General features: G+C 71.6%; 19 protein-coding genes. 8 read left to right on the top strand and 11 right to left on the bottom strand.

What is annotated here, in order from left to right:
- Positions 1 to 324 precede the first annotated feature (324 nt).
- Positions 325 to 3,513 carry a sacsin N-terminal ATP-binding-like domain-containing protein gene (locus tag OG257_RS17080; protein WP_329215141.1) on the top strand — a complete coding sequence of 1,063 codons (3,189 nt, stop codon included), beginning with the start codon at positions 325 to 327 and terminating at the stop codon, positions 3,511 to 3,513.
- A gap of 149 nt (positions 3,514 to 3,662) precedes the next feature.
- The gene (locus OG257_RS17075) at positions 3,663 to 4,514 is read left to right on the top strand and encodes a DUF5707 domain-containing protein (RefSeq protein ID WP_329208572.1); all 852 of its coding nucleotides are present in this window, start codon (positions 3,663 to 3,665) and stop codon (positions 4,512 to 4,514) included.
- Between the two features lie 24 nt (positions 4,515 to 4,538).
- Here OG257_RS17075 and OG257_RS17070 read toward each other — a convergent pair whose 3' ends face one another.
- Complete coding sequence (locus OG257_RS17070) at positions 4,539 to 6,941, bottom strand: HAD-IC family P-type ATPase (RefSeq protein ID WP_329208571.1); 2,403 nt, start codon at positions 6,939 to 6,941, stop codon at positions 4,539 to 4,541.
- Between the two features lie 115 nt (positions 6,942 to 7,056).
- A complete protein-coding gene (locus OG257_RS17065; protein WP_329208570.1) occupies positions 7,057 to 7,353 on the bottom strand; it encodes a DUF2530 domain-containing protein in 297 nt (98 codons plus the stop codon).
- A gap of 227 nt (positions 7,354 to 7,580) precedes the next feature.
- On the opposite strand from OG257_RS17065, the gene OG257_RS17060 reads away from it, so the two are divergent.
- Positions 7,581 to 9,038, top strand: a complete 1,458-nt coding sequence (locus OG257_RS17060; RefSeq protein ID WP_329208569.1) for an NCS2 family permease — start codon at positions 7,581 to 7,583, stop codon at positions 9,036 to 9,038.
- A gap of 40 nt (positions 9,039 to 9,078) precedes the next feature.
- On the opposite strand, the gene OG257_RS17055 is transcribed toward OG257_RS17060, so the two are convergent.
- Positions 9,079 to 9,294 (bottom strand): hypothetical protein, encoded by a 216-nt coding sequence (locus tag OG257_RS17055; protein WP_329208568.1) that lies wholly within the window; start codon positions 9,292 to 9,294, stop codon positions 9,079 to 9,081.
- A gap of 134 nt (positions 9,295 to 9,428) precedes the next feature.
- On the opposite strand from OG257_RS17055, the gene OG257_RS17050 reads away from it, so the two are divergent.
- The 3 genes from OG257_RS17050 (at position 9,429) to thpR (ending at position 11,967) form a co-directional block, all read left to right on the top strand.
- Complete coding sequence (locus OG257_RS17050; RefSeq protein ID WP_329208567.1) at positions 9,429 to 9,869, top strand: MarR family winged helix-turn-helix transcriptional regulator; 441 nt, start codon at positions 9,429 to 9,431, stop codon at positions 9,867 to 9,869.
- Between the two features lie 93 nt (positions 9,870 to 9,962).
- Complete coding sequence (locus OG257_RS17045; protein ID WP_329208566.1) at positions 9,963 to 11,297, top strand: MFS transporter; 1,335 nt, start codon at positions 9,963 to 9,965, stop codon at positions 11,295 to 11,297.
- A gap of 97 nt (positions 11,298 to 11,394) precedes the next feature.
- Positions 11,395 to 11,967 carry an RNA 2',3'-cyclic phosphodiesterase gene (thpR, locus tag OG257_RS17040; RefSeq protein ID WP_329208565.1) on the top strand — a complete coding sequence of 191 codons (573 nt, stop codon included), beginning with the start codon at positions 11,395 to 11,397 and terminating at the stop codon, positions 11,965 to 11,967.
- Between the two features lie 175 nt (positions 11,968 to 12,142).
- Here the strand turns inward: thpR and trpA are convergent, their stop codons facing one another.
- From trpA to OG257_RS17000, 8 genes are read right to left on the bottom strand one after another with little or no spacing between them, the layout of a single operon-like run.
- Positions 12,143 to 12,973: a tryptophan synthase subunit alpha gene (trpA, locus tag OG257_RS17035; RefSeq protein WP_329208564.1), complete on the bottom strand. Its 831-nt coding sequence runs from the start codon at positions 12,971 to 12,973 to the stop codon at positions 12,143 to 12,145.
- Positions 12,970 to 14,229, bottom strand: coding sequence for a tryptophan synthase subunit beta (gene trpB, locus OG257_RS17030; protein WP_329208563.1), 1,260 nt, complete (start codon positions 14,227 to 14,229; stop codon positions 12,970 to 12,972). The genes trpA and trpB overlap by 4 nt, the downstream gene beginning before the upstream one ends.
- Complete coding sequence (trpC, locus tag OG257_RS17025; RefSeq protein WP_329208562.1) at positions 14,226 to 15,053, bottom strand: indole-3-glycerol phosphate synthase TrpC; 828 nt, start codon at positions 15,051 to 15,053, stop codon at positions 14,226 to 14,228. Before trpC ends, trpB begins: the two co-directional genes overlap by 4 nt.
- Before the next feature lie 28 nt (positions 15,054 to 15,081).
- Entirely contained in the window at positions 15,082 to 16,107 is a 1,026-nt protein-coding gene (gene trpD, locus OG257_RS17020; RefSeq protein WP_329208561.1) for an anthranilate phosphoribosyltransferase, read from the bottom strand.
- On the bottom strand, positions 16,104 to 16,724 hold the full coding sequence (locus OG257_RS17015) for an anthranilate synthase component II (RefSeq protein WP_329208560.1): 621 nt from the start codon (positions 16,722 to 16,724) through the stop codon (positions 16,104 to 16,106). The genes trpD and OG257_RS17015 overlap by 4 nt, the downstream gene beginning before the upstream one ends.
- Complete coding sequence (locus OG257_RS17010; RefSeq protein WP_329208559.1) at positions 16,721 to 18,229, bottom strand: anthranilate synthase component I family protein; 1,509 nt, start codon at positions 18,227 to 18,229, stop codon at positions 16,721 to 16,723. The genes OG257_RS17015 and OG257_RS17010 overlap by 4 nt, the downstream gene beginning before the upstream one ends.
- Positions 18,226 to 19,500 carry an ATP-grasp domain-containing protein gene (locus OG257_RS17005; protein ID WP_329208558.1) on the bottom strand — a complete coding sequence of 425 codons (1,275 nt, stop codon included), beginning with the start codon at positions 19,498 to 19,500 and terminating at the stop codon, positions 18,226 to 18,228. The genes OG257_RS17010 and OG257_RS17005 overlap by 4 nt, the downstream gene beginning before the upstream one ends.
- 12 nt (positions 19,501 to 19,512) lie before the next feature.
- Positions 19,513 to 20,082, bottom strand: a complete 570-nt coding sequence (locus tag OG257_RS17000; RefSeq protein WP_329208557.1) for an NADPH-dependent FMN reductase — start codon at positions 20,080 to 20,082, stop codon at positions 19,513 to 19,515.
- Positions 20,083 to 20,522: 440 nt separating this feature from the next.
- On the opposite strand from OG257_RS17000, the gene OG257_RS16995 reads away from it, so the two are divergent.
- Positions 20,523 to 21,887 (top strand): hypothetical protein, encoded by a 1,365-nt coding sequence (locus OG257_RS16995; RefSeq protein WP_329208556.1) that lies wholly within the window; start codon positions 20,523 to 20,525, stop codon positions 21,885 to 21,887.
- The gene (locus tag OG257_RS16990; protein ID WP_329208555.1) at positions 21,884 to 23,143 is read left to right on the top strand and encodes an ATP-grasp domain-containing protein; all 1,260 of its coding nucleotides are present in this window, start codon (positions 21,884 to 21,886) and stop codon (positions 23,141 to 23,143) included. The genes OG257_RS16995 and OG257_RS16990 overlap by 4 nt, the downstream gene beginning before the upstream one ends.

Genomic DNA, 23,143 nt, shown 5'->3' with positions numbered 1-23,143 from the left:
AATCGCCGGACGGGCTTGGTGTGGCCGGACCGGATGGATCTGGCCGGACGGGCTTGGTGTGGCCGGACGGGCTTGGTGTGGGCGTCGGGTTCTGCGGCTTGAATGTGACGTTCCGGGCTGTGTATTTCAGCCCGTCCGGCGTTTGAGGACGGAACCCCTGCTCCGGGGCGGGGCCGGGCGGCCGGTGCGCTCAGGTGGGCAAACGCGGCCGGTCCCGTGCTCGGGGACGGAACCCTTGCCCGTGGAGGCGGCTCCGCTCGCGGTACCTTCGGGCGCACACTGGGCGTCACGGGTCACCGGAAGAGCGGAGTTACGAGCGTGAGCATGAATGCGACCGAGGGGGCCGATCCGTTCGGGACGGCACGGCTGCGGCGCGGCGTGCTCGACGCCTGGGGGGCGGGCCCCGCCCGTTTCCGGGAGGACGCCAACGCCGAGGAGGACCTCGTCCTCGGCGGCTACCGCGACCGCCTCGTCATCGAGCTGGCCCAGAACGCCGCCGACGCCGCCGCCCGCGCGGGCGTGCCCGGCCGGCTCCGTCTCACCCTGCACGAGGCCGGTGACACCCCGGCCGTCCTGGCCGCCGCCAACACGGGCGCCCCGCTGGACGCGACCGGCGTCGAGTCCCTGAGCACGCTGCGGGCCTCCGCCAAGCGCGAGGGCCACGAGTCGTCCGTCGGGCGGTTCGGTGTGGGGTTCGCGGCCGTGCTCGCCGTCAGTGACGAGCCCGCGGTCATCGGCCGGCACGGCGGCGTCCGCTGGTCCCTCGCCGAGGCCCGCGACCTCGCCCGGCAGGCCGCCGTGGGCAGCCCCGGACTCGGGGACGAGCTGCGCCGCCGCGACGGCCACGTACCGCTGCTCCGGCTGCCGCTGCCCGCCGAGGGTGCCGCACCCGACGGGTACGACACCGTCGTCGTCCTGCCGCTGCGCGACGGCGTCGCCGAGGACCTCGTCGCACGGCTGCTCACCGGCGTCGACGACGCGCTCCTGCTCACACTCTTCGGACTCGACGAGATCGTCATCGAAGTCCCGGACGGCGTACGGACGTTGCGTCGCTCGCAGCACGGCCCGTACACCCACATCGACGACTCCACGCACGGTACCCACCGCTGGCGCACCGTCGCCCACCACGGCCCGGTCGAGCCCGCCCTGCTCGCCGACCGCCCCGTCGAGGAGCGGCTGCGCCCGCACTGGTCGGTCACCTGGGCGGTGCCGGTCGGTGAGGACGGGGCGCCCGAGAACCCCCGTACCGCCCCCGTCGTGCACGCGCCGACGCCCACCGACGAGCCCCTCGGCGTGCCCGCGCTGCTCATCGCCTCGTTGCCGCTCGACACCACCCGCAGGCACCCCGCGCCGGGTCCGCTGACCGACTTCCTGGTGCAGCGCGCTGCCGACGCGTACGCGGAACTGCTCGCCGCGTGGGAGCCCGTGTCGATCACCACGATCGCGCTCGTGCCCGGCCCGCTCGGCAAGGGCCGGCTGGACGGTGCGCTGCGGGCCGCGGTTCTGGAGCGCCTGCCCCGGATCGCGTTCCTGGAGCCCGCCGCGCCCCGGGACCCGGCCGCCGAGCCCGACCGGTGGGCGGACTGGGAGGCCGCCGGTACGGATGCTCCCGGCAGCGCGACGACCGCGCTGCGGCCCATCGAGGCCGAGGTGGTCGAAGGGGTGGGTGCCGAGACCGTGAAGGTCCTCGCCGAGGTCCTGCCCTGTCTGCTGCCCGCCGGGCTCGAACGTCGCGTCGAGCTCCGTACGCTCGGCGTCGCCCGCGTCCCGCTGACCGAGGCCATCGACCGCCTGGCCGGTCTGGAGCGCGCCCCGGACTGGTGGCGGCGGCTGTACGACAGCCTGGCCGGGGTCGACCCCGACCGGCTGACCGGCCTTCCGGTACCGCTCGCCGGGGAGGGTTCGACCGAGGACGCGCCCCGCACGACCATCGGCCCCCGCCAGGTCCTCCTCCCGCTCCCCGACGCGCTGACCGCCCCCGTCCTCGCCCGGCTGGCCAGGCTCGGGCTGAAGGTCGCCCACCCGGACGCCGCCCATCCGCTGCTGGAGAAACTGGGCGCCCTGCCCGCCACCCCCCGGGCCGTCCTGACGACCCCGCAGGTGCGGGCCGCCGTGGCCGGCTCGCTGGACGCGGGCGAGATCTGGGACGAGGACGCCCTGGACGGCGACGAGCTCGCCGAGACCGTCCTCACGCTCGTGCGCGACGCGGACCTCGAACCCGGCGACGAGCCGTGGCTGGGGGCTCTCGCCCTGCCCGACGAGGACGGCGAGACCGCACCCGCCGGTGAGCTCGTGCTGCCCGGCAGCCCGTTCGCCCAGGTCATGCGCGAGGGCGAACTGGCCCTGTGCGACGGGGAGCTGGCCGAACGCTGGGGCGAACAGCCCCTCACGGCCTGCGGGGTGCTGGCCACCTTCGCCCTCGTACGGGCCGCCGATGTCGTCCTGGACCCCGACGAACTCGAGCCCCGCGACGGCGACTTCGCGGAGCCGGACGACCCCGGGCTCCTCGACGCCGTCGACGTGTGGTGCGAGGACGTCCTGGACCAGCTGCCCGACACCCCGGTGCCGCCCGTCGCCACCGAACTCGTCGCCGTACGCGACCTGGACCTCGTGGACGACGACGCCTGGCCGCAGGCGCTGGCGATGCTCGCCCGGCCGCCGCTGCGCGACGCGCTGACCCAGCCGGTGCGCGTCCTGCTCCCGGACGGTACGACGCAGTCCGTGCGCCCCTACACCGCCTGGTGGCTGCGCGACCACCCCGTGCTCGACGGCCGCCGTCCGGCGGGTATGCGCGCGGCGGGCGGCGACCCGCGCCTCGCGGGCCTGTACGACTCCGTCGACGCGACGGGCTTCGACGACGCGCAGGTGCTGCGTGCACTGGGCGTACGGACCTCGGTGGCCGCGCTCCTGGACGAGCCGGGCGGTGCGGCCGAGCTGCTGGGCCGGCTCGCGGACGAGGAGCGTCCCGTCGGCCCCGTGCAGCTGCACTCCCTCTACACGGCACTTGCCGAGCTGGACCCCGAACAGGTCACACTGCCCGACGAGTTGAGGGCCGTCGTCGACGACGAGGTACGGGTGGTCGACGCGGCGGACGCCGTGATCGCCGACGCGCCCGATGTGCTGCCGCTGACCGCGGGGCTCCCGCTGCTGCCGGTTGCTCCGGCCCGTGCGGCCGAGCTGGCGGAGCTGCTGCAGGTGCGGCGGCTCGGCGAGAGCATCGAGGCGGAGGTGACGACGGAGGGCGAGGAGCACCAGGTGCCCGAGTCGGTGCGGATCCTGCTCGGTGCGGGGACCCCTGACACGTACATCGAGCACGGTGAACTGCGCGCGGGCGGCGTCGAGCTGGACTGGCGCCGCACCCCGGACGGGGTGGTCCACGCCTCGACACTGGAGGGCGTGGCGGCAGGTCTGGCCTGGGCGGCCGGACAGTGGCCGCGCCGCTTCGAGGTGGCCGCACTGCTGGAGGACCCGTCCCGCACGGAGGAGCTGGCCCGGGACCGCTGGTTCGACTGAACCGTGTGATCTTCACGGGAAAGTCATTTTGTCGCACAACCATTCACATGTGGAACCCGTCTGGTCTGCTGAGTCACCAGACTCGCAGACCATATGGGGACCGTCGGCCTCACGACTTGCCACGGGCCCCCTTCTCCACTGGGGAACACATGCGTATTCGTGCCACTGTTGCCGTTGCCTCCGGCGCCCTGGCTCTGTCCGCTCTCGGCGTCCCGGCCGCGACGGCCGACGACGGCCGCACCTGGGCGCCTGACTTCGGGCTCTCCGCCCCGGAGCGGTTCTCCGATTCCGTGGCCGCCCGTTCGGTCACCGCCGACGACGACCTCAAGATCACCAAGGCGGTCGTGAACGGTGGCAAGCCCATCGTCGTGGGCACCACCGCACCGAAGAAGGTCACCGTCGCCATCACGGCCACGGACGACTCGGGCATCGCCGACGCCGGCACGATCCTGTGGATCGGCACCGACGTGGAGTCCGAGGACAGCTTCGGCTTCTCGCAGAACGAGGAGGCCGCCACGTGCAAGGCGGCCAACGCCACGACGTCCACCTGCACGCTCACGGTCACGGTCGACCCGGGCTGGCTGATCAACTCCGACGCGACCAGCTGGAAGGTCGGCGCCGCGGTGCTCAGCAAGGACGGCCAGGTCGTCCAGAACGACGCCTTCGCCAGGACGAATCTCCAGCGTCTCTCCAAGGTGACGGTCAACGCCGCCCCGGAGCCCGTCAAGAAGGGCGGGACCATCACGGTCACCGGCAAGCTGTCGCGTGCCAACTGGGAGACCGGTACGTACAAGGGCTACGCCGGCCAGGCCGTCAAGCTGCAGTTCCGCAAGAAGACCAGCAGCACCTACACGACCGTCAAGACCATCAAGTCGAGCAGCACCGGAGAGCTGAAGACCACCGTCAAGGCGTCCGTGGACGGCTACTGGCGCTACAGCTTCGCCGGTACGTCCACCACCCCGACCGTCACGGCCGCGGGTGACTTCGTCGACGTGAAGTAGCCGAGGGGCGACACCCTCGCGGATCTACGCGGGGAAGCGGCGGCCGACCAGCCTCCAGGCCAGTTCCAGGGCGGCCGCCGCGACCGCCGCGATCGCGACGGCCGTCCACGGCATGGACGCCCCCACCAGCTTCAGCGCGAAGAAGTCCTGGAGCCACGGCACCACCAGCACGATGAGGAAGCAGAACCCCATCGTCGCGACCAGGGCGACCCGCCACCAGGTGTAGGGGCGGGCGATGATCACCAGGACCCACATCGAGACCAGGAACAGGGTGAGCGTCGCCGCGCTCGTCTCGGCGTCCAGCGCGTCCTGCCCGGAGTACGCGTGCCGGGCCACCAGGTACGTGGTGAACGTGGCCGCCGCGGCGATGGTCCCGGACGGGATCGCGTACCGCATGACGCGGCGTACGAAGTTGGGCCGGGCCCGCTCCTTGTTGGGCGCGAGCGCCAGGAAGAACGCGGGGACGCCGATCGTCAGCGTGGAGAGCAGCGTGAGGTGGCGCGGCAGGAACGGGTACTCCACCTGGAAGCAGACCACCAGGATCGCCAGCAGCACCGAGTAGACGGTCTTCGTCAGGAACAGGGTGGCGACCCGGGTGATGTTGCCGATGACCCGGCGGCCCTCGGCCACCACGGACGGCAGGGTCGCGAAGCTGTTGTTGAGCAGCACGATCTGGGCCACGGCGCGGGTCGCCTCGGAGCCCGAGCCCATGGCGACCCCGATGTCTGCGTCCTTCAGCGCGAGGACGTCGTTGACGCCGTCGCCCGTCATCGCGACCGTGTGGCCGCGCGACTGGAGGGCCGCGACCATGTCCCGCTTCTGCTGCGGGGTGACCCGGCCGAAGACCGCGTTCTGCTCGATGGCGGTGGCCATCTCGTCCCGGTCGGCGGGCAGCCGGCGGGCGTCCAGGGTGTGCTCGGCGCCCGGGAGGCCCAGCTTCTTCGCGACCGCGCCGACGGACACGGCGTTGTCCCCGGAGATGACCTTCGCCGCGACGTTCTGGTCGGCGAAGTAGGCGAGGGTCTCCCCGGCGTCGGGCCGCAGCCGCTGTTCCAGGACGACCAGCGCGGTGGGTACGGCGCCGGTGGCGGCGTCCGGCGCGTCGAGCTCCCCGGGCACCCGGGCCAGGAGCAGGACGCGCAGGCCCTGTTCGTTGAGGTGCCCCGTCTCGGTGAGCGCGGGGTCGTCGGCGGGGAGCAGCACGTCGGGGGCTCCGAGGAGCCAGGCGGAGGCGTCCCCGTTGCCTTCGGCGAACGAGGCGCCGCTGTACTTGCGCGCCGAGGAGAACGGCATCGCCTGGGTGACCTTCCAGCCCTCGCCGTCCGGGTACGCGTCGATGATCGCCTGGAGGCTGGCGTTGGGCCGCGGATCGGAGGCGCCGAGGGCGCCGAGGACGCGGTGGACGTACCCCTCGTCGGAGCCGTTCAGCGGCCGTACCCCGGTGACGTCCATGCCGCCCTCGGTGAGGGTGCCGGTCTTGTCGAGGCAGACGATGTCCACGCGGGCCAGCCCCTCGATGGCGGGGAGTTCCTGCACGAGGCACTGCTTGCGGCCGAGCCGGATGACGCCGATGGCGAAGGCCACCGACGTGAGCAGGACGAGGCCTTCGGGGATCATCGGGACGATGCCGCCGACGGTCCGGGCGACGGAGTCCTTGAAGTTGTTGTCCTTGACGACGAGCTGGCTGATGATCAGCCCGATCGCGGTCGGGACCATCATCCAGGTCACGTACTTGAGGATGGTGCTGATGCCGCTGCGGAGCTCGGACTGGACGAGGGTGAAGCGGGACGCCTCCTCGGCGAGCTGCGCGGCGTACGCCTCGCGGCCGACCTTGGTGGCGGTGAAGGCCCCACCGCCCGCGACGACGAAGCTGCCGGACATCACGGGGTCGCCGGGGCGCTTGACGACGGGGTCGGCCTCGCCGGTCAGGAGCGACTCGTCGATCTCCAGGCTGTCGGCCTCGGCGACCACGCCGTCCACGACGGCCTTGTCCCCGGGCCCCAGCTCGACCAGGTCGCCGAGGACGATCTCGGACACGGAGACCTCGGCGGCGACCCCGTCCCGCCGCACCGTGGGTTTCGCCTCGCCGATGACGGCGAGGCTGTCCAGGGTCTTCTTGGCGCGCCATTCCTGGACGATGCCGATACCGGTGTTGGCGATGATCACGAAGCCGAAGAGGCTGTCCTGGATCGGGGCGACCAGCAGCATGATCACCCAGAGGACGCCGATGATCAGGTTGAACCGGGTGAGGACGTTGGCCCGGACGATCTCGGTGACGGAGCGGGACGAGCGCACCGGCACGTCGTTGACCTCGCCGCGCGCGACGCGTTCGGCGACCTCGGCGGTGCTCAGGCCGCCGGGGCGCAGAGGCTGTACGAGGCCGGGTTCCGGCTGCTCCCCTGAGGGTTCGAGTGCCCGCTGAGTCATGGTTCCGACCGTACGGGCGGAAGGAGTGATTCACCCGCCGGAGGCGCGAAGATCCGACCGGGGTACGAGACGCATGGTCCCGTGGTCGTACGTCGGCGCGGAGCGCCGGAGTGCGTCAGCGCTGAACGCCGCTGTCCGGGGTGTCCCGGTCGGCCGACGAGGACGCCTCAGCCGCGGCCCGCTTGATCGCGGCGTCCCGTCCCCGTACGTACCAGATGCCGATGAGTCCGAGACCGGCCCCGGCGAGGCAGGTCCACACCCACCAGGTGCTGCCGTGGTCGTCGAACCACCCGTAGAAGGGGAGCTGCACGAGGAAGAGGACGAACCAGAGGATCGTGCCCCCGGTGACGGTGGCGACGACGGGCCCCTCAAGGGGTTCGGGTGCCTCGTGCTTCGGTGTCCACTTCGCCATGGCCACAGTCTAGGGCCCTTCCGTTCGCACCCGGTCGGAGCGGTCGGTCGTGCAGTCGGCCCAAGGGTCTACGCGCGGAGATAGCGATATTCCGTTTATGTATTCATACTGAATCTGCTTACGGGTGTCTCGAATTATTCGTGTGAACATCCAAGACTGACTGGTTTCACCACCCCCTGGTTCCACCCCCTGGTTCTCATCCCCCGATGCACGACTGAAGGTCATACATGTCCCCCTCGGCCACCGCTCAGGTCGACCCCGAGCAGCCTCCGGCTCCGCAGCAGCCGCACGGCGGCCTGGACCGCTATTTCAAGATCTCCGAGCGGGGGTCGTCGGTCGCGCGCGAGATCCGTGGCGGATTCGCCACGTTCTTCGCGATGGCGTACATCATCGTGCTCAACCCGATCATCCTCGGCAGCGCGAAGGACATGTACGGGCACCAGCTCGACGGTGGCCAGCTCGTCACCGCCACCGTGCTCACCGCCGCGTTCTCCACGCTCCTGATGGGCGTCATCGGCAATGTGCCGATCGCGCTCGCGGCCGGCCTCGGTGTCAACACCGTCGTCGCCCTCCAGCTCGCCCCCCGGATGAGCTGGGCCGACGCGATGGGCATGGTCGTCCTCGCGGGCATCGTCGTGATGCTGCTCGTCGCGACCGGTCTGCGCGAACGCGTGATGAACGCCGTGCCGAAGTCGCTCCGCAAGGGCATCGCGATCGGCATCGGCCTGTTCATCCTGCTGATCGGCCTGGTCGACTCGGGCTTCGTCTCCCGCATCCCGGACGCCGCGCACACCACCGTGCCGCTCCAGCTCGGCAACGACGGCCACCTCAACGGCTGGCCGGTCCTGGTCTTCATCCTCGGCACGCTGCTGACCCTCGCGCTGATCGTCCGCAAGGTGCCGGGCGCGATCCTGATCTCCATCGTCGCCATGACCCTCGTCGCGCTGTTCATCGACGCCGTGGCCGGTCTGCCGGCCGGCGCCTGGGGGCTGACCGTCCCGGAGTGGCCGGGCAATCCCGTGGCCTCCCCGGACTTCGGGCTGATCGGCCAGGTCAGCCTGTTCGGCGGCTTCGAGAAGGTCGGCTACCTGACCGGCATCCTCTTCGTCTTCACCGTGCTGCTCTCCTGCTTCTTCGACGCGATGGGCACCATCCTCGGCGTCGGCGACGAGGCGAAGCTGATGGACAAGGACGGCCACTTCCCGGGCATCAACAAGGTGCTGTTCATCGACGGCGTCGCCGTCGCCGCGGGCGGCGTGAGCTCCTCCTCCGCATCGACCTGCTTCGTGGAGTCCACGGCGGGCGTCGGTGAAGGAGCCCGCACCGGACTCGCGAGCGTGGTGAGCGGGCTGCTCTTCACGGTGGCGCTGTTCCTCACACCCCTGGCGACGATGGTTCCCTCGCAGGCCGCCACCCCGGCACTGGTCGCGGTCGGGTTCCTGATCCTCGCGGGCTCGGTCCGGGACATCGACTGGAACGACTACACGCTCGCGATCCCGGCCTTCCTCGCGATGCTGATGATGCCGCTCACCTACTCGATCACCAACGGCATCGGCATCGGCTTCATCACGTTCTGCGTGCTGCGCCTGGTGGCCGGCCGCGGCCGTGAGGTCCCGGTGGCCATGTACGTGGTGTCGGCGGTCTTCGTCTTCTACTACGCGATGCCGGCCCTCGGCCTCACGTAGCCCCCGGCGGGAGCGACCACCCCTACGGGGCGGATCTCCGTCATGTGACCCGGTCGGCCGGGTCCGCGTGACGGGGGTCCGCCCCGTAGAACTTTTGCGTCTCGTCGACGGCCGCGTTGAAGCGCTCGTCGAAATCGTTGCGGATGAGCGTCTGGACCACGTAGTCCTGGACGCTCATTCCGCGTCTGGCGGCGTGCTGGCGGAGCCGGTCGAGCAGCTCACCGTCTATGCGCAGGCTGAGCACTGTCGATCCCATGCCAAGCAGGGTCGCGGCACGTGTGGCCTTTTCGAGGTGCTTTCCGCCCCATACTCACTCGTTTGGGTGATCAATTCCTCGCGCGCGTACCACCGAGTGGTCTTTAGTGTAGCTAATGAGTTAGGCTAATAAACATGCCTGACCTGATCCACGACGGCGACAGTGCCGCCGCCGTGAGCTCCATTCGCTCCGCCGTGATGCTGCTGGGCCGGCGCCTCAAGCACCAGCGTGTCGACGAGTCGCTGAGCCCCACCGAGATGTCGGTGCTCGGCACTCTTGCCCGTTGCGGTTCGGCCACCCCCGGTGAGCTGGCCCGCAAGGAGCACGTGCAGCCGCCGTCGATGACCCGCATCGTCGCCCTGCTGGAAGCGAAGGGACTGGTCAGACTGGAACCGCACCCCGATGACCGTCGGCAGAAGATGGTCAGCCGGACCGAGCAGGCGGAAGCCATGCTCGCGGAGAGCCGCTCCAAGCGGAACGCCTGGCTGGCCGACCTCGCCGAGGGCCTGGACGAGGACGAGTGGGAGAAGCTGCGGGCCGCCGCGCCCGTGCTGGAGAAGCTCGCCCACCTCTGACCCCGATCGGGCGCGCAGGCCGGCAGTCCCGCGTGCCCGCTGTCACGTCCCCGTCAGTCCGTACGTCGTATATGCCCGAGGAGGCGAACCCTTTTGAGTACGGGATCCGGAGCAGACTCCGCCCCCGCACCGACTTCCACCCACGAGAGCAAGACCGGCGGGACCTTCTCGTCGCTGAAGATCCGTAACTACCGCCTGTTCGCCACGGGCGCCGTGATCTCCAACACCGGTACCTGGATGTCCCGCATCACGCAGGACTGGCTCGTCCTGAGCCTCACCGGGTCCGCCGCCGCCGTCGGTATCACCACGGCCCTCCAGTTCCTCCCGATGCTGCTCTTCGGCCTGTACGGCGGCGTCATCGCCGACCGGCTCCCGAAGCGGCGTCTGCTGCTCATCAGCCAGGCCGCGCTCGGGCTGTGCGGTATCGCACTCGCCGTGCTGACCCTCTCCGGCGTCGTCCAGGTCTGGCACGTCTACCTGATCGCGTTCCTGCTCGGCATGGTGACCGTCGTCGACAACCCGGCGCGCCAGTCGTTCGTCTCCGAGATGGTCGGCCCCGCGCAGCTGCGCAACGCGGTCAGCCTGAACTCGGCGAACTTCCAGTCCGCCCGGCTGATCGGCCCCGCAGTCGCCGGTGTCCTGATCACCACGGTCGGCAGCGGTTGGGCCTTCATGTTCAACGGGCTGTCGTTCCTCGCCCCGCTCATCGGCCTGCTGATGATGCGGACGAGCGAGATGCACGCGTCGGTGACCGTGAAGCGTGCCAAGGGCCAGCTGCGCGAAGGCCTGCGCTATGTCTCGGGCCGCCCCGACCTGATCTGGCCCATCGTCCTGGTCGGCTTCGTCGGCACGTTCGGTTTCAACTTCCCGATCTTCCTGACCGCCTTCGCGGACGAGATCTTCCACGGCGGTGCCGGGATGTACTCGTTCTTCAACATCCTGATGGCGGCCGGCTCCCTGGCCGGGGCGCTGCTCGCCGCCCGCCGCCGCTCCTCGCGGCTGCGGATGCTGGTCGCCGCGGGCACCGCGTTCGGCCTTCTGGAGATCGCTGCGGCGCTCTCGCCGTCCGTCTGGCTGTTCGCCCTGCTGCTGGTCCCGATCGGCATGATCGGTCTGACGACCAACATCATCGCCAACACCAGCGTCCAGATGGCTGCCGACCCGGAGATGCGGGGCCGGGTGATGAGCCTCTACATGATGGTCTTCGCCGGTGGTACGCCGGTGGGCGCCCCGATCGTCGGCTGGATCAGCGACGTCCACGGCGTCAGGACCGGTATGGCGGTCGGCGGGGCACTCTCGATGACGGCCGCGATCGGCGTCGGCATCATGCTGGCCCGCGTCGGCGGCCTGCGCCTGAAGGTCGACCTGCGACCGGGACACCCGCATGTGCGGTTCGTCCCCCGCGAGCAGTTGGCCACGGCGGCCTGATCCGCCCCGAAAACGCCGCCCTCCCCCCACCGGGGAGGGCGGCGTTTTCCGTCGGGCCCGGTCCCGGGACACGCCGGGACGCTGGGACACTCACCGCATGAGCAGCCAGAGACTCTTCGCCGCCGTCCTGCCGCCCGCCCCCGCCGTGCGGGAACTGGCCACCGCGGTCGCCTCGCTGCACGCCCTGCCCGGCGCCGTGAATCTGCGCTGGACGGCTGTGGAGGGCTGGCACTACACCCTGGCCTTCCTCGGCAACGTGGACGAGGAGCTGCTGCCGGAGCTGTACACCCGGCTGGAGCGTGCCGCGCACCGGACCGAGCCCTTCCCACTGCGGATCCACGGCGGCGGCAGGTTCGACGGGCGGGCCCTGTGGGCCGGGGCCGCGGGCGGGCTCGACACGCTGCGGCTGCTGGCCGAGCGGGCCGACGCCGCCGCCCGCCGGGCCGGGGTGCCGATGGAGGAGCACCGCCGCTACACGCCGCACCTCACCCTCGCCCGCAGCCGCGTCCAGACCGATCTGACCCCGTTCACCGCGGCGCTCGACGGCTTCGAGGGCGTCCACTGGGAGGCCGGTGAGCTCAGCCTCGTACGCAGCAATCTGCCTGTGGACGGGGTGGTGGGGGAGCAGCCCAGGTACGAGGTGGTGCAGGCCTGGCCGCTGGGGAGGTGAGCGGGCCGGTTACGCTCTTCGGGTGGACCCGAAGACCAGAAACCGCATCATGGCAGCCGTGCTCGTACTGATGTTCATCGTTGTCGCGGCGGCGGCCGCCCTCGGGGGCTGAGCCCGGCGAGGACGGCCGTACAGGAGCGGCGCCGCGCCCCCTCGGTCCGTGGACGCACCTGTGTCAGCCCCTGCGCACTCCTTCCGCGAGCTCGCCGGCCAGCGACCGTACGGCGGCCAGGCCGGCCGGCAGATCCGGCGCGTCGAGCAGCAGCTTCACGAACGCCGAGCCGACGATCACACCGTCCGCGAAGCCCGCGACCTCCTTGGCCTGGACGGCGTCGGAGACGCCGAGACCGACGCAGACCGGCAGCTCGGTGGTGGCCCGGGTGCGGCGCACCAGCTCCTTGGCCTGCGCGCCCACGGACGCGCGGGTGCCCGTGACGCCCATCAGCGAGGCGGCGTACACGAAGCCGGAACCGGCTTCGGTGATGGTCGCCAGGCGTTCGTCCTTGCTGCTGGGAGCCACGACGAAGACGGTCGCGAGACCGTGCTTCTGCGCACACTCACGCCACAGTGCGGACTCCTGGACCGGCAGGTCGGGCAGGATGCAGCCCGCCCCGCCGGCCTCGGCCAGCTCCGCCGTGAAGCGCTCGACGCCGTACCGGTCGATCGGGTTCCAGTACGTCATGACGAGCACCGGGGCCCCCGTCGCCGCGTGCGCCTCGCGGACCGTACGCATCACGTCGGCGATCTTCACCCCACCCCGCAGCGCGATGTCGTCGGCGGTCTGGATGACCGGGCCGTCGAGCACCGGGTCGCTGTGCGGCAGGCCGACCTCGACCACGTCCGCGCCGCCCGCGATGACCGCCTTGACCGCCTCGATACCGCCGTCGACGGTCGGGAACCCCGCCGGGAGGTAGGCGATGAGGGCTGCCCGGTCCTCGGACCTCGCCTTGGCGAGCGTGTCGCTCAGCAGCTGGATGCGTCCCCTGGTGGCGGTGGCCGTGCTCACTTGTTCTCCCCCTCGGAGTCGTACAGGCCGAAGTAGCGGGCGGCGGTGTCCATGTCCTTGTCGCCGCGGCCGGACAGGTTGACCACGATCAGGCCGTCCTTGCCCAGTTCCCTGCCCAGGTCGAGGGCGCCGGCCAGGGCGTGCGCGGACTCGATCGCCGGGATGATGCCCTCGGTGCGCGACAGCAGGAGCAGGGCCTGCATGGCCTGGTCGTCGGTGATCGCCCGGTACTCGCCGCGCCCGGTGTCCTTGAGGTACGAGTGCTCGGGGCCGATGCCCGGGTAGTCGAGGCCCGCCGAGATGGAGTAGGGCTCGGTGATCTGGCCCTCCTCGTCCTGGAGGACGTAACTGCGCGAGCCGTGCAGGATTCCGGGCTCGCCCGCGGACAGGGTGGCCGCGTGCTCGCCGGTCTCGATGCCGTGCCCGGCCGGCTCGCAGCCGACCAGACGGACGCCCGCGTCCGGGATGAAGGCGTGGAAGAGGCCGATGGCGTTGGACCCGCCGCCCACGCAGGCCACAGCCGCGTCGGGCAGCCGTCCCGCGTGCTGCAGGATCTGACGGCGCGCCTCGACCCCGATGACCCGGTGGAAGTCGCGGACCATGGCGGGGAAGGGGTGCGGGCCGGCGACCGTGCCGAAGAGGTAGTGCGTACGGTCGACGTTGGCGACCCAGTCGCGGAACGCCTCGTTGATGGCGTCCTTCAGCGTCCGGCTGCCCGACTTCACGGCGATGACCTCGGCGCCGAGCATCCGCATCCGGGCCACGTTGAGCGCTTGGCGCTGCGTGTCGATCTCGCCCATGTAGATGGTGCATTCGAGGCCGAAGAGGGCACACGCGGTGGCGGTCGCGACACCGTGCTGGCCGGCGCCGGTCTCCGCGATCACCCGGGTCTTGCCCATGCGCTTGGTGAGCAGCGCCTGGCCCAGCACATTGTTGATCTTGTGTGAGCCGGTGTGGTTGAGGTCTTCCCGCTTGAGGAAGATCCGTGCCCCGCCCGCGTGTTCGGCGAAGCGCGACACCTCGGTGAGCGGATTCGGCCGGCCCGTGTAGTTGACCAACAGGTCGTTCAGCTCGTCGGCGAACGCCGGGTCCGACCTGGCCTTGTCGTACTCGACGGCGACCTCGTCGACCGCGGCGACGAGCGCCTCGGGGATGAACTTGCCGCCGTACGCGCCGAAGTAGCCCTCGTCGCTGGGGACATGCCCCTTCGGGGCGGGAATGAACGAGGTGGCCGGCGCACCGGTCGTGGTCGTCATGACCTCTCCTGAGTGGTTCCGTGGGCGTGCGAGTTCTTCAGTTCCGCCACCGCCGCCGCCGGGTCGGCCGACCGCATCAGGGTCTCTCCCACCAGCACCGCGTCCGCCCCGTCGGCGCGCAGCCGCCGGGCGTCCGCCGGGCTCCGTACGCCGCTCTCCGCGACGAGCACCCGGTCCGCGGGCACCTGCGCCCGGAGCCGGCCGGTGAGGCCCAGGTCGATCCGGAAGTCCCGCAGATCGCGGTGGTTGACCCCGATGTTGAGGGCGCCCAGCGCGAGCGCGGTGCGCGCCTCCGCCTCGCTGTGCACCTCCACCAGGATGTGCAGGCCCTGGCCCTGGGCGTACGTGTACAGCTCGGCCAGCCGCTGCTCGCTGAGGGCGGCGACCACGAGCAGGACGGCGTCCGCCCCGTACGCGCGGGCCTCGGCGATCTGGTACTCGTCGACGATGAAGTCCTTGCGCATGACGGGGAGGTCCACGGCCTCCCGTACGGTCGCGAGGTCCTCGGGGCGGCCGCCGAAGCCCTCGGTGTGCGCGAGGACGGACAGCGCGCAGGCGCCGCCGGCCTCGTAGCGCCGGGCCAGTTCGGCGGGCCGGTAGTCGTCGGTGAGCGGGCCCTTCAGCGGGCTGCGGGGCTTGAGCTCGGCGATGACGCCGAGCCCGGGTGCCCGCAGGGCCGCCCCGAAGTCCCGTACGACGGGGGCGGTCCTGGCCCTGTTCTCCACCTCGGCCAGGGGGAACTCGGCTCGGCGGGACGCCGTCTGACGGTGCGCGGCCTCGATCAGCTCCCCGAGCAGGCCGGGCATGACGGTTCGGCTGGTCAACGTGGTGCTCCTTGTTCGCGTCGCGGTGTCATGCGGCGGCCCGGGCGACCGGCCGGGCGCCCGCCGCCACCCAGTTGTCCAGGACGGCGGCCGCGCGGCCGCTGTCGATGGCCTCGGCGGCCCGGGCGATGCCCGCCGACCAGTCCTCGCACCGGCCTGCCGCGCGCAGGGCGGCGGCCGTGTTGAGCAGGACGATGTCCCGGCGCGGGCCGGGTTCGCCCGCCAGGATCCGGCGGACGGTCTCCGCGTTGGCAGCGGCGTCGCCACCCCGCAGGTCCGCCAGGGTGGCGGGGGCGAGGCCCAGGTCGGCGGGGTCGAGCCGGTAGGAGGTGGTGGTGCCGGCGGTCAGTTCCACCACGCGCGACGGCGAGCAGGTGCTCAGCTCGTCCAGGCCGTCGTCGGCGCAGAACACCAGGGCGCGCTCGGTGCCGAGCCGGTGCAGGACCTCGGCCATCACTTCGAGCAGGGCCGGGTCGGAGACCCCGAGGGTCTGGTAGCGGGCGCCGGCCGGGTTGCAGAGCGGTCCGAGGACGTTGAAGACGGTCCGTACGCCCAGTTCCCGGCGGGGTCCGGCCGCGTACCTGAAGGCGGGCTGGAAGACCGGCGCGAACAGGAAGGTGATGCCGACCTCCTCCAGACAGGCCGCGGCCTGTTCCGGACCCAGGTCGATGCGTACGCCCAGTGCTTCGAGGACGTCGGCGCTGCCGCAGGCGGAGGAGGCACTGCGGTTGCCGTGCTTCGCGACGGGGACCCCGCAGGCGGCGGCGACGACGGCCGCGGTCGTCGAGATGTTGAAGGTGTCGTGACCGTCGCCGCCGGTGCCGCAGGTGTCCAGGACCCGGCCGTCGCCGGTCAGCCGGGCGCCGAAGGCGCGGGCCGTGGCGACCAGTCCGACGATCTCCTCGATGTCGGCACGCCGGGCGGACAGCGCCATGGCGAAGCCGGCTATCTGGCCGGGAGTCGCTTCTCCGCCGAGTACGGCGGCCATGGCCCGTCCGGCCTGTTCACGGGTCAGCCGGCCGCCCTCGGCCAGCGTGCGCAGAGCGGTTTTCACCGGACCCCCTCAAGTGGGTGTGAGTGGAAGTGTTCGACGGACTCGACGAAGTTGACGACGATGCGCATGCCCTGCTCGGTGAGGACGGACTCGGGGTGGAACTGCACCCCGTACGTGGGGTGGGTGCGATGGCGCAGACCCATGACCGTGCCGTCCTGGGCCCAGGCGTTGGCGAGGAGCTCGTCGGGCATGGTCACGAGGTCGACGGCGAGCGAGTGGTAGCGGGTCGCGGTGAACGGGTCGGGCAGGCCGGCGAGGACGCCGGTGCCGTCGTGCCGTACCTGTTCCGTCTTGCCGTGCACCGGGCCCACCCGGACCACCTCGGCGCCGAACGCCTCCGCCATGGACTGGTGGCCGAGGCAGACGCCGAGGAGGGGGAGCCGGCCGCTGAGGTCGCGGACGGCGGCGAGACTGATGCCGGCCTGGCCGGGGGTGCCGGGGCCGGGTGAGATCAGGACGGCGTCGTGGGCGGCGAGTTGCCCGGTGGTGACGCTGTCGTTGCGGTGGACGACGGGTTCGGCCCCGGCCTGTGCGAGGTACTGGACGAGGTTGTAGGTGAAGGAGTCGTAGTTGTCGACGACGGCGACGCGGACCGGCGCACGGTTGTGTCGGCTCATGTCGACGCCTCCGCCCGTTCCACGGCGGCGAACAGGGCCTGCGCCTTGTTGAGGGTCTCGCGGTACTCGGCGGCCGGGTCGGAATCGGCGACCACCCCGGCACCGGCCTGGACCCAGGCCTTCCCGTCGGCGATGACCAGGGTGCGCAGGGCGATCGCCGTGTCCAGGCTGCCGCCGGTGCCGATGAAGCCGAGGGCACCGCCGTACACGCCGCGCCGCTCTTCCTCCAGCTCGGCGATGATCTCCATGGCCCGGATCTTGGGGGCGCCGGAGACGGTGCCCGCCGGGAAGGTGGAGCGCAGCGCGTCCAACGGGGTGCGGCCGTCGGCGAGGTCTCCGCTGACGGTCGAGGACAGGTGCATGACGTGCGAGTAGCGCTCGACCTCCATCAGCCGGTCCACCCGCACGGTGCCGGGCGCGGCGACCCGGCCGATGTCGTTGCGGCCGAGGTCCACGAGCATGACGTGCTCGGCGCGTTCCTTCTCGTCGGCGAGGAGTTCGGCTTCGAGTGCGGCGTCGGTCGCGGCGTCGGTGCCGCGCCAGCGGGTGCCGGCGAGCGGGCGGGTCTGCGCCCGGCCGTCCTCGACCTTCACCAGCAGTTCCGGCGAGGCGCCGATGACGTGCCTGCCGCCGCCGAGGGCGAGGTGGAACATGTACGGCGACGGGTTGACGGCGCGCAGGTGGCGGTAGACGTCGAGGGGTTCGGCGGCGAGCGGCTTGCTGAACCGCTGGGAGAGCACGACCTGGAAGATGTCGCCGGCCCGTATGTACTCGCGGGCGGTGTCGACCATGCCGAGGAAGCGCTCCTCGCTGGTGTGCGCGTGCCAGGCGGAGCGGTCCTGCTGTTCGGCGGTACGGGCCGGTGCGAGCGGCCGCGTTCCGGCGCTGCCCGGACCGTGGTGGCGGTGCGGCTGGTCGCCGAACAGGTGGTCGCGGGTGGCGGTGAGCCGGCCGACGGCGTCCTCGTACGTCTCGGCGGCGGTGTCGTGGAGCGTGGTGATCAGCAGCCGGCGGGTGGCGTGGTCGAACACGACCAGGTCGTCGGCCTGCAGGAACACCGATTCGGGCATGCCGGGACCGGGTCCGGGGGCTGTGGGGAGGCTCTCGAAGTGGCGGGCGCTCTCGTAGCCGAGATAGCCGACTGCGCCGCCGTGGAAGGGCGGCAGCCCGGGGACGCGCGCGACGTCACGGTCGGCCAGCGGCCGCAGTGCGACGAGCGGGTCGCCGTCGCCGAGCGGGACGGGACGGGTGCGGTGCGCGATGTACGAGTAGCGGCCGACCGCGATGCTGTTGTCGGTTCCGATGACGCTCTCCAGCAGCAGACCGGGCTCCTCCAGACCGGGGCCGCACAGCCGGGCGAACGCGGTGACCGGGGAGAGGGTGTCGGCGAGCAGCTCGATGTAGAGCGGAACGTAGGCGTGCGCGGCGGCCAGGACACGTGCCGCGTCAGGGCCGGGGACGACGCCCGCGACGACAGGGGCGGAGACGGCGACGGGAGCGGTCATGCGTCGGCCTCCGTCTCCCGGAGTGGGTCCGTCGTACGGTCCACGACGGCTTCGGCCCGGTCCAGGGCCTGCCCGCAGGCGCCCTCGTCCGGTCCCACGGCGACCAGCGCGGCCAGCCGCGGGATCGCCTGACGGGGCGGCAGCAGCAGCCGGTCGCCGGGCTCGGCGAGGACGGCGGTGTGCGCGATGCCGGGTACGGCCGCGGCCGCGGTGAGGTCGAGCGCGCGGGCGTGGCCGTCGGTGCCGGAGTAGACGAACCGGATCTCGGCGGTGAGATCGCGGGTCGGGGTGAGGTCGGGAAGGCGGCCGAAGGCCAGTTCGGCGGCTGCCCTCACCAGGTCGATGCCGGTGGCGAAGGCGCTGATGAAGGGAATCAGGTCGCCGCCGAGGCGGGCATTGAGCTCGATGAGGCGCGGGCCGCGCGAGGTGAGGCGGACCTCGGCGTGGGTCACGCCCGTGGTGACGCCGAGTACCCGGTGGGCGCCGGTGACCAGTGCGCGCACCTCGTCAGTCCACGGTTCGTCGTACGAGGCGGCGACGAGGTGGCCGACCTCCTCGAAGTACGGCGTGAATCCGAGCCGCTTGCGGGCGATGTGGACGATGTGGACGGCACCGTCGTGGACGGCGCTGTCGATGCTGATCTCGGGGCCGTCGAGGAACTCCTCGACGAGGATGCCGTGGCCGGTGGGGAGCGTGGCGAAGGCGGCTCCGTCGGCGAGCGCGAAGGCCTCCCGCACCTGACTCTCGTCGTCGGCGCGGGTCACACCGATGCTGCCGGCCAGGGCGCGGGGCTTGAGGACGACGGGGTAGCCGAACTCGTCGGCTGCGGCGACGGCTTGGTCCGCGTCGGTCACGAGCCGGTGGCGGACGGCGCCGAGGCCGGCATCGGACATCAGCGAGCGGGTGGCGTACTTGTCACGGCAGTGGCGGGCGGCCTCGGCCGACAGCTGCGGCAGTCCGAGCTTGGCCGCGGCCTCGGCGGTGGCCTCGACCGCTGTCTCGTCCCAGGTCAGGACGGCGACGGAGGGGTTGCCGGGGCCGGCGAGGGAGAGGACGGCGTCGGCGATCGCGAGCGGATCGGACAGGTCGGCGACGATGTACGAATCCAGGTACTCACGCTGCCAGGTCGGCTCGGCGGACAGCACCGCGGAGAGGGTGTAGCGCGCCTGCAGGGACTGGAAGGAGTACTCGCGGTACGGGCGGCCGCCGCTGCCGACGACGACCAGGCGCTCGGCGGGGACAGGCGCGGACTGCGGGGACGGTGCGGTCATGGCTGCTTCCTCTCAGACCTGCGCGGGGGCGGCGTCGGTGTCGGCGAGCAGCTTGGCCACCTCGTCGAGTACGCCGCCCAGTTCGACGGCGAGGCCCTCCGGGGCACGGAACCCGTCGGGACCGGTCAGCTCCGCGATGCCGGGGACGGAGATGCTGCGCTCGGCGGCGCGGAAGCCGATGCGGGTGAGGATCGGGCGGATCGCCTCGACGGCGGGTACGCCGCCCGAGGGGCCGGCCGTGTAGCTGAGGAGGGCGACCGGCTTGTCCTGCCACTCCTGGTAGAGGAAGTCGATGGCGTTCTTCAGCGGCGCGGTGAAAGTGCCGTTGTACATCGGCATCACGAAGACGTAGGCGTCGCCGCGGGAGACCGTGGCGCTCCAGTCCTTGGTGTGCTGGTGGACGTACGCGGCCTCGGAGGGGTGCTCGGGCTCGTCGAAGAAGGGCAGGCCGATCTCGGCGAGGTCGACGGTCTCGATGTCGAAGCTGCCGTGCCGACGGGCTTCCTCGGCGGCCCAGGCGGCGACGGCGGGGCCGACGCGGCCGGGGCGGGTGCTGGCGACGATGAACTGCAGGCGGGGCATGGCGTGTTCTCCCTTGTGGACGGTCCGGTGTCACCGCGGATCGTCCGGAGGGGCGCAGGCCTCCTGAACTGCTAGTAGGTAAGCAGCAGGCCGAGCGGTGCGCAACCGTGCCAACCCCCGCCCCTGCCGTTTCGTCCGGGTCCGGCCCATTATGGCCTCCGGGAACCCCCTGGCGTATTCACGACAGCCGTAAACGCGCAGCCCGGCCGACGGCGCCGGCGGCCGACGGCGGTGCCACAGTGAAATCACGTCACCGCGGATCGATTCCACCGCCTGAAACCCGCAGCTTCCCGATCGTGCGAGCTCTGCCGAACACACGAGTTCCCCGACCGCTTTCGATTCTTCGATCCTCCACCTTCCTCAAGTTCCCTGAATTTCCCCGGCTTTTCGGCGCCGCCGTGATCCGGCACGCCCCGATCCGGAAGAAAAGGAGACCGCCCATGGAGAATTCAGCCACCGTCCGCTACCTCACGGAATCAGCGAATCCGGACAGCGGACTACGCACCCTGACCTCGCGGACCACCGTCCCGGCGGAGTACGGCAAGGCTTACGGGCACGTCCTGCTGCCCCGCCCGATCTTCGTCTCCGAGCGGGAGATCGGCGCCTTCGCCGACGACCTCGCGGCGGTCTTCCGGATCCTCGTCTCACTGCCGGGCCGCTGCTTCGACGGCGACCTGAACCGCTACGGCGCGGCCATCGGGCTGCCCGAGGAGCTCGTCGAGGTGATGAGCGAGGGCGCGACCGGCGACCCTCTGCTGTACGCCCGCGCCGACGCCTTCCACGACGGCACCGGCTTCCGGCTGCTGGAGCTCAACGTCGGCAGCGAACTCGGCGGCGTGGACAGCGCCCAGCTCAACCGGGCCTTCCTCGAAGTCCCCGCCTTCCGCGCCTTCGCCGAGGCCAACGACCTCGGCCACACCGACACCATGGACCACCTCGTGGCCGAGCTGCGTGCGGCGGCCGCCGGGGTCGAGGGCGCCGACCCGGTGAGCCCGGTGGTGGCCCTGATCGAGGGCCCGGACGCGCTCGGCGACCACAACAGCGTCTTCCTCTCCATACAGGAGGACATGAGCCGCCACGGCATCGAGCTGCTGCTCGGCGAGATCCAGGAGCTGACCGAGGAGACGGACGGCAAGCTCGCCCTGCACGGCCGCCCCGTCGATGTCGTCCTGCGCTACTTCGCCGCCGGCCAGATCGCCGGCCACCCGGTCGCCCGCGCCGCCCTGACGCGGCTCAACCAGGCCCACGCGGCAGGCCGCACCGCCCAGTTCACCCCGCTCGAAGGAGCCCTGTTCACCAGCAAGGCCGCGCTCGGCCTGCTGCACCTGCCGGCCGTCCGCGCCGCGCTGACCGACGCCGAGCGGGAGCTGGTCGACCGGGTGCTGCCGCGCACCTGGGTGCTCGGCACCGAAGGCTCCGACGACGCCCTCGCCCACGCCCGTGCGCACCGCGCCGCGCTCGTCCTCAAGCCGGGCATCGGGTACAGCGCCGACGGCGTGGTGATCGGCCGCGATGTCACCGACGCCCAGTGGGAGGAGGCCCTGGAGGCCACCGCCGTACGGGACTACGTCGCGCAGGAACTGGTCGTACCGGCCCTGGAAACGGTTGTCGATCCGGAGACCGGAAACACCGGGGAATGGGTCGCGAACTGGGGGATTTTCGTCACCCCCCAGGGATTCGGTGGCGCATTCTGCCGCGCCCTGCAACCGCGGGACGGTGCCGTGATCACGTACGCGAATCCCGGAACCCGCGGCACCTGTGTATTCACCTACCCGGAAGCCGAATTCGAGGAGTCCCGCATATGACCGACCGTCCGCACATTGTCGTGATCAACCGCTGGCGCGAGCGATACGCAGAATTCACCAGTTATATCGACCATGCCGAGAACCGGGTCAGTTATGTGACCACCGAGGTCGGCACCGGCTCCGTACCGGCCCAGGCCCACGAGGTCGTGCTGGTTCCCGCCACCGACGACCTGGAGCGGGTCCGTACCGAGGTCCGCGCGCTCGCCACCCGGCACGGCGCGCCCGCCGCGATCGTCGCCCTCAAGGAGGACGACCTGCTGGTCGGCGCCGCACTCCGCGAGGAGTGGGACGTCCCGGGCCCCCGCCAGCCGTCGCAGATCGTCTTCCGCGACAAGTACGTGATGTGCCGGGCCGTGGCGGACGCCGGCCTGGACGTACCGGACTTCGCCGCCGCCACCGACACCGCCGCGGTACTCGCCTTCGGCGCGGCAGCCGGCTGGCCGGTCATCGTCAAGCCGCGCACCGGCAGTTCGAGCGCCGGCGTGGTCCGGGTCGACGGCCCCGAGGACGTCACCGGCCTGGACCTGGACAGCGAACCGATGCTGGTGCAGGCCTTCGTGGAGGCTCCGATCTCCCATGTGGACGGCGTCTTCGACGGGCAGCGGCTGCTGGCCTGGCGGGCCTCCCGCTACCTCAACACCTGCCTGGGCTTCCGCGGCGGTACGTTCCTCGGCTCCGTCGAGATCGACGACCCCGAGGTCAACGCGGCCGTCGACCGCGCCGCCACCGCCTACCTCGGCGCGCTGTCCCCGGGCCGCGCCACCGTCTTCCACCTCGAACTGTTCCTCGACCGCGCCCCGGACGGGAGCACCGTCTGCCGCTTCCTGGAGTGCGGTGCCCGCGTCGGCGGCGCCGAGATCCCCTTCCTCTGGCGCGAGGTGCACGGCTACGACCTGATGCACGCCGCCTGGCAGCTGCAGCTGGACCGCCCGCTGCCGCCGGTGCCGCCCACCGCCGCAGCGCCGTACGCCGCCGACGAGGTGGCCGGCTGGATGCTCATGCCCGCACCGGCCGAACGGCCCTGCCGGATCACCGAGTCCACCTCCATGACCGGCCGCGCCGAAGGCCCTTACGCCGAGGTCGTCCTGCACCCGGGCGAGGTACTGCCCGACGCGGACGCCTACTACGAGCACGTCGGCGGCCGCTTCCGCTTCCGGGCCGCCGACGGCGCCGCCACCGAGGCGGCCATCACCGCCACCGCCACGGACTTCCGGGTGCGCGCCGAGCCGCTCGCCCTGTCCACCACGAACGCCTGA

Origin of the sequence: Streptomyces sp. NBC_00683 (assembly GCF_036226745.1) — a bacterium.
In the GTDB taxonomy this organism is placed as follows: domain Bacteria; phylum Actinomycetota; class Actinomycetes; order Streptomycetales; family Streptomycetaceae; genus Streptomyces.
Note: the sequence above shows the minus strand (reverse complement) of the source record. Positions and strands in the feature narration are given on the sequence as shown.

What these genes read in the sequence shown, in the direction of transcription:
- OG257_RS17080 (WP_329215141.1), top strand. Translation starts at nt 325, where the DNA reads ATGAATGCGACCGAGGGGGCCGATCCGTTCGGGACGGCACGGCTGCGG.
- OG257_RS17075 (WP_329208572.1), top strand. Translation starts at nt 3,663, where the DNA reads ATGCGTATTCGTGCCACTGTTGCCGTTGCCTCCGGCGCCCTGGCTCTG.
- OG257_RS17070 (WP_329208571.1), bottom strand. Translation starts at nt 6,941, where the DNA reads ATGACTCAGCGGGCACTCGAACCCTCAGGGGAGCAGCCGGAACCCGGC.
- OG257_RS17065 (WP_329208570.1), bottom strand. Translation starts at nt 7,353, where the DNA reads ATGGCGAAGTGGACACCGAAGCACGAGGCACCCGAACCCCTTGAGGGG.
- OG257_RS17060 (WP_329208569.1), top strand. Translation starts at nt 7,581, where the DNA reads ATGTCCCCCTCGGCCACCGCTCAGGTCGACCCCGAGCAGCCTCCGGCT.
- OG257_RS17055 (WP_329208568.1), bottom strand. Translation starts at nt 9,294, where the DNA reads ATGGGATCGACAGTGCTCAGCCTGCGCATAGACGGTGAGCTGCTCGAC.
- OG257_RS17050 (WP_329208567.1), top strand. Translation starts at nt 9,429, where the DNA reads ATGCCTGACCTGATCCACGACGGCGACAGTGCCGCCGCCGTGAGCTCC.
- thpR (WP_329208565.1), top strand. Translation starts at nt 11,395, where the DNA reads ATGAGCAGCCAGAGACTCTTCGCCGCCGTCCTGCCGCCCGCCCCCGCC.
- trpB (WP_329208563.1), bottom strand. Translation starts at nt 14,229, where the DNA reads ATGACGACCACGACCGGTGCGCCGGCCACCTCGTTCATTCCCGCCCCG.
- OG257_RS17015 (WP_329208560.1), bottom strand. Translation starts at nt 16,724, where the DNA reads ATGAGCCGACACAACCGTGCGCCGGTCCGCGTCGCCGTCGTCGACAAC.
- OG257_RS17010 (WP_329208559.1), bottom strand. Translation starts at nt 18,229, where the DNA reads ATGACCGCTCCCGTCGCCGTCTCCGCCCCTGTCGTCGCGGGCGTCGTC.
- OG257_RS17005 (WP_329208558.1), bottom strand. Translation starts at nt 19,500, where the DNA reads ATGACCGCACCGTCCCCGCAGTCCGCGCCTGTCCCCGCCGAGCGCCTG.
- OG257_RS17000 (WP_329208557.1), bottom strand. Translation starts at nt 20,082, where the DNA reads ATGCCCCGCCTGCAGTTCATCGTCGCCAGCACCCGCCCCGGCCGCGTC.
- OG257_RS16995 (WP_329208556.1), top strand. Translation starts at nt 20,523, where the DNA reads ATGGAGAATTCAGCCACCGTCCGCTACCTCACGGAATCAGCGAATCCG.
- OG257_RS16990 (WP_329208555.1), top strand. Translation starts at nt 21,884, where the DNA reads ATGACCGACCGTCCGCACATTGTCGTGATCAACCGCTGGCGCGAGCGA.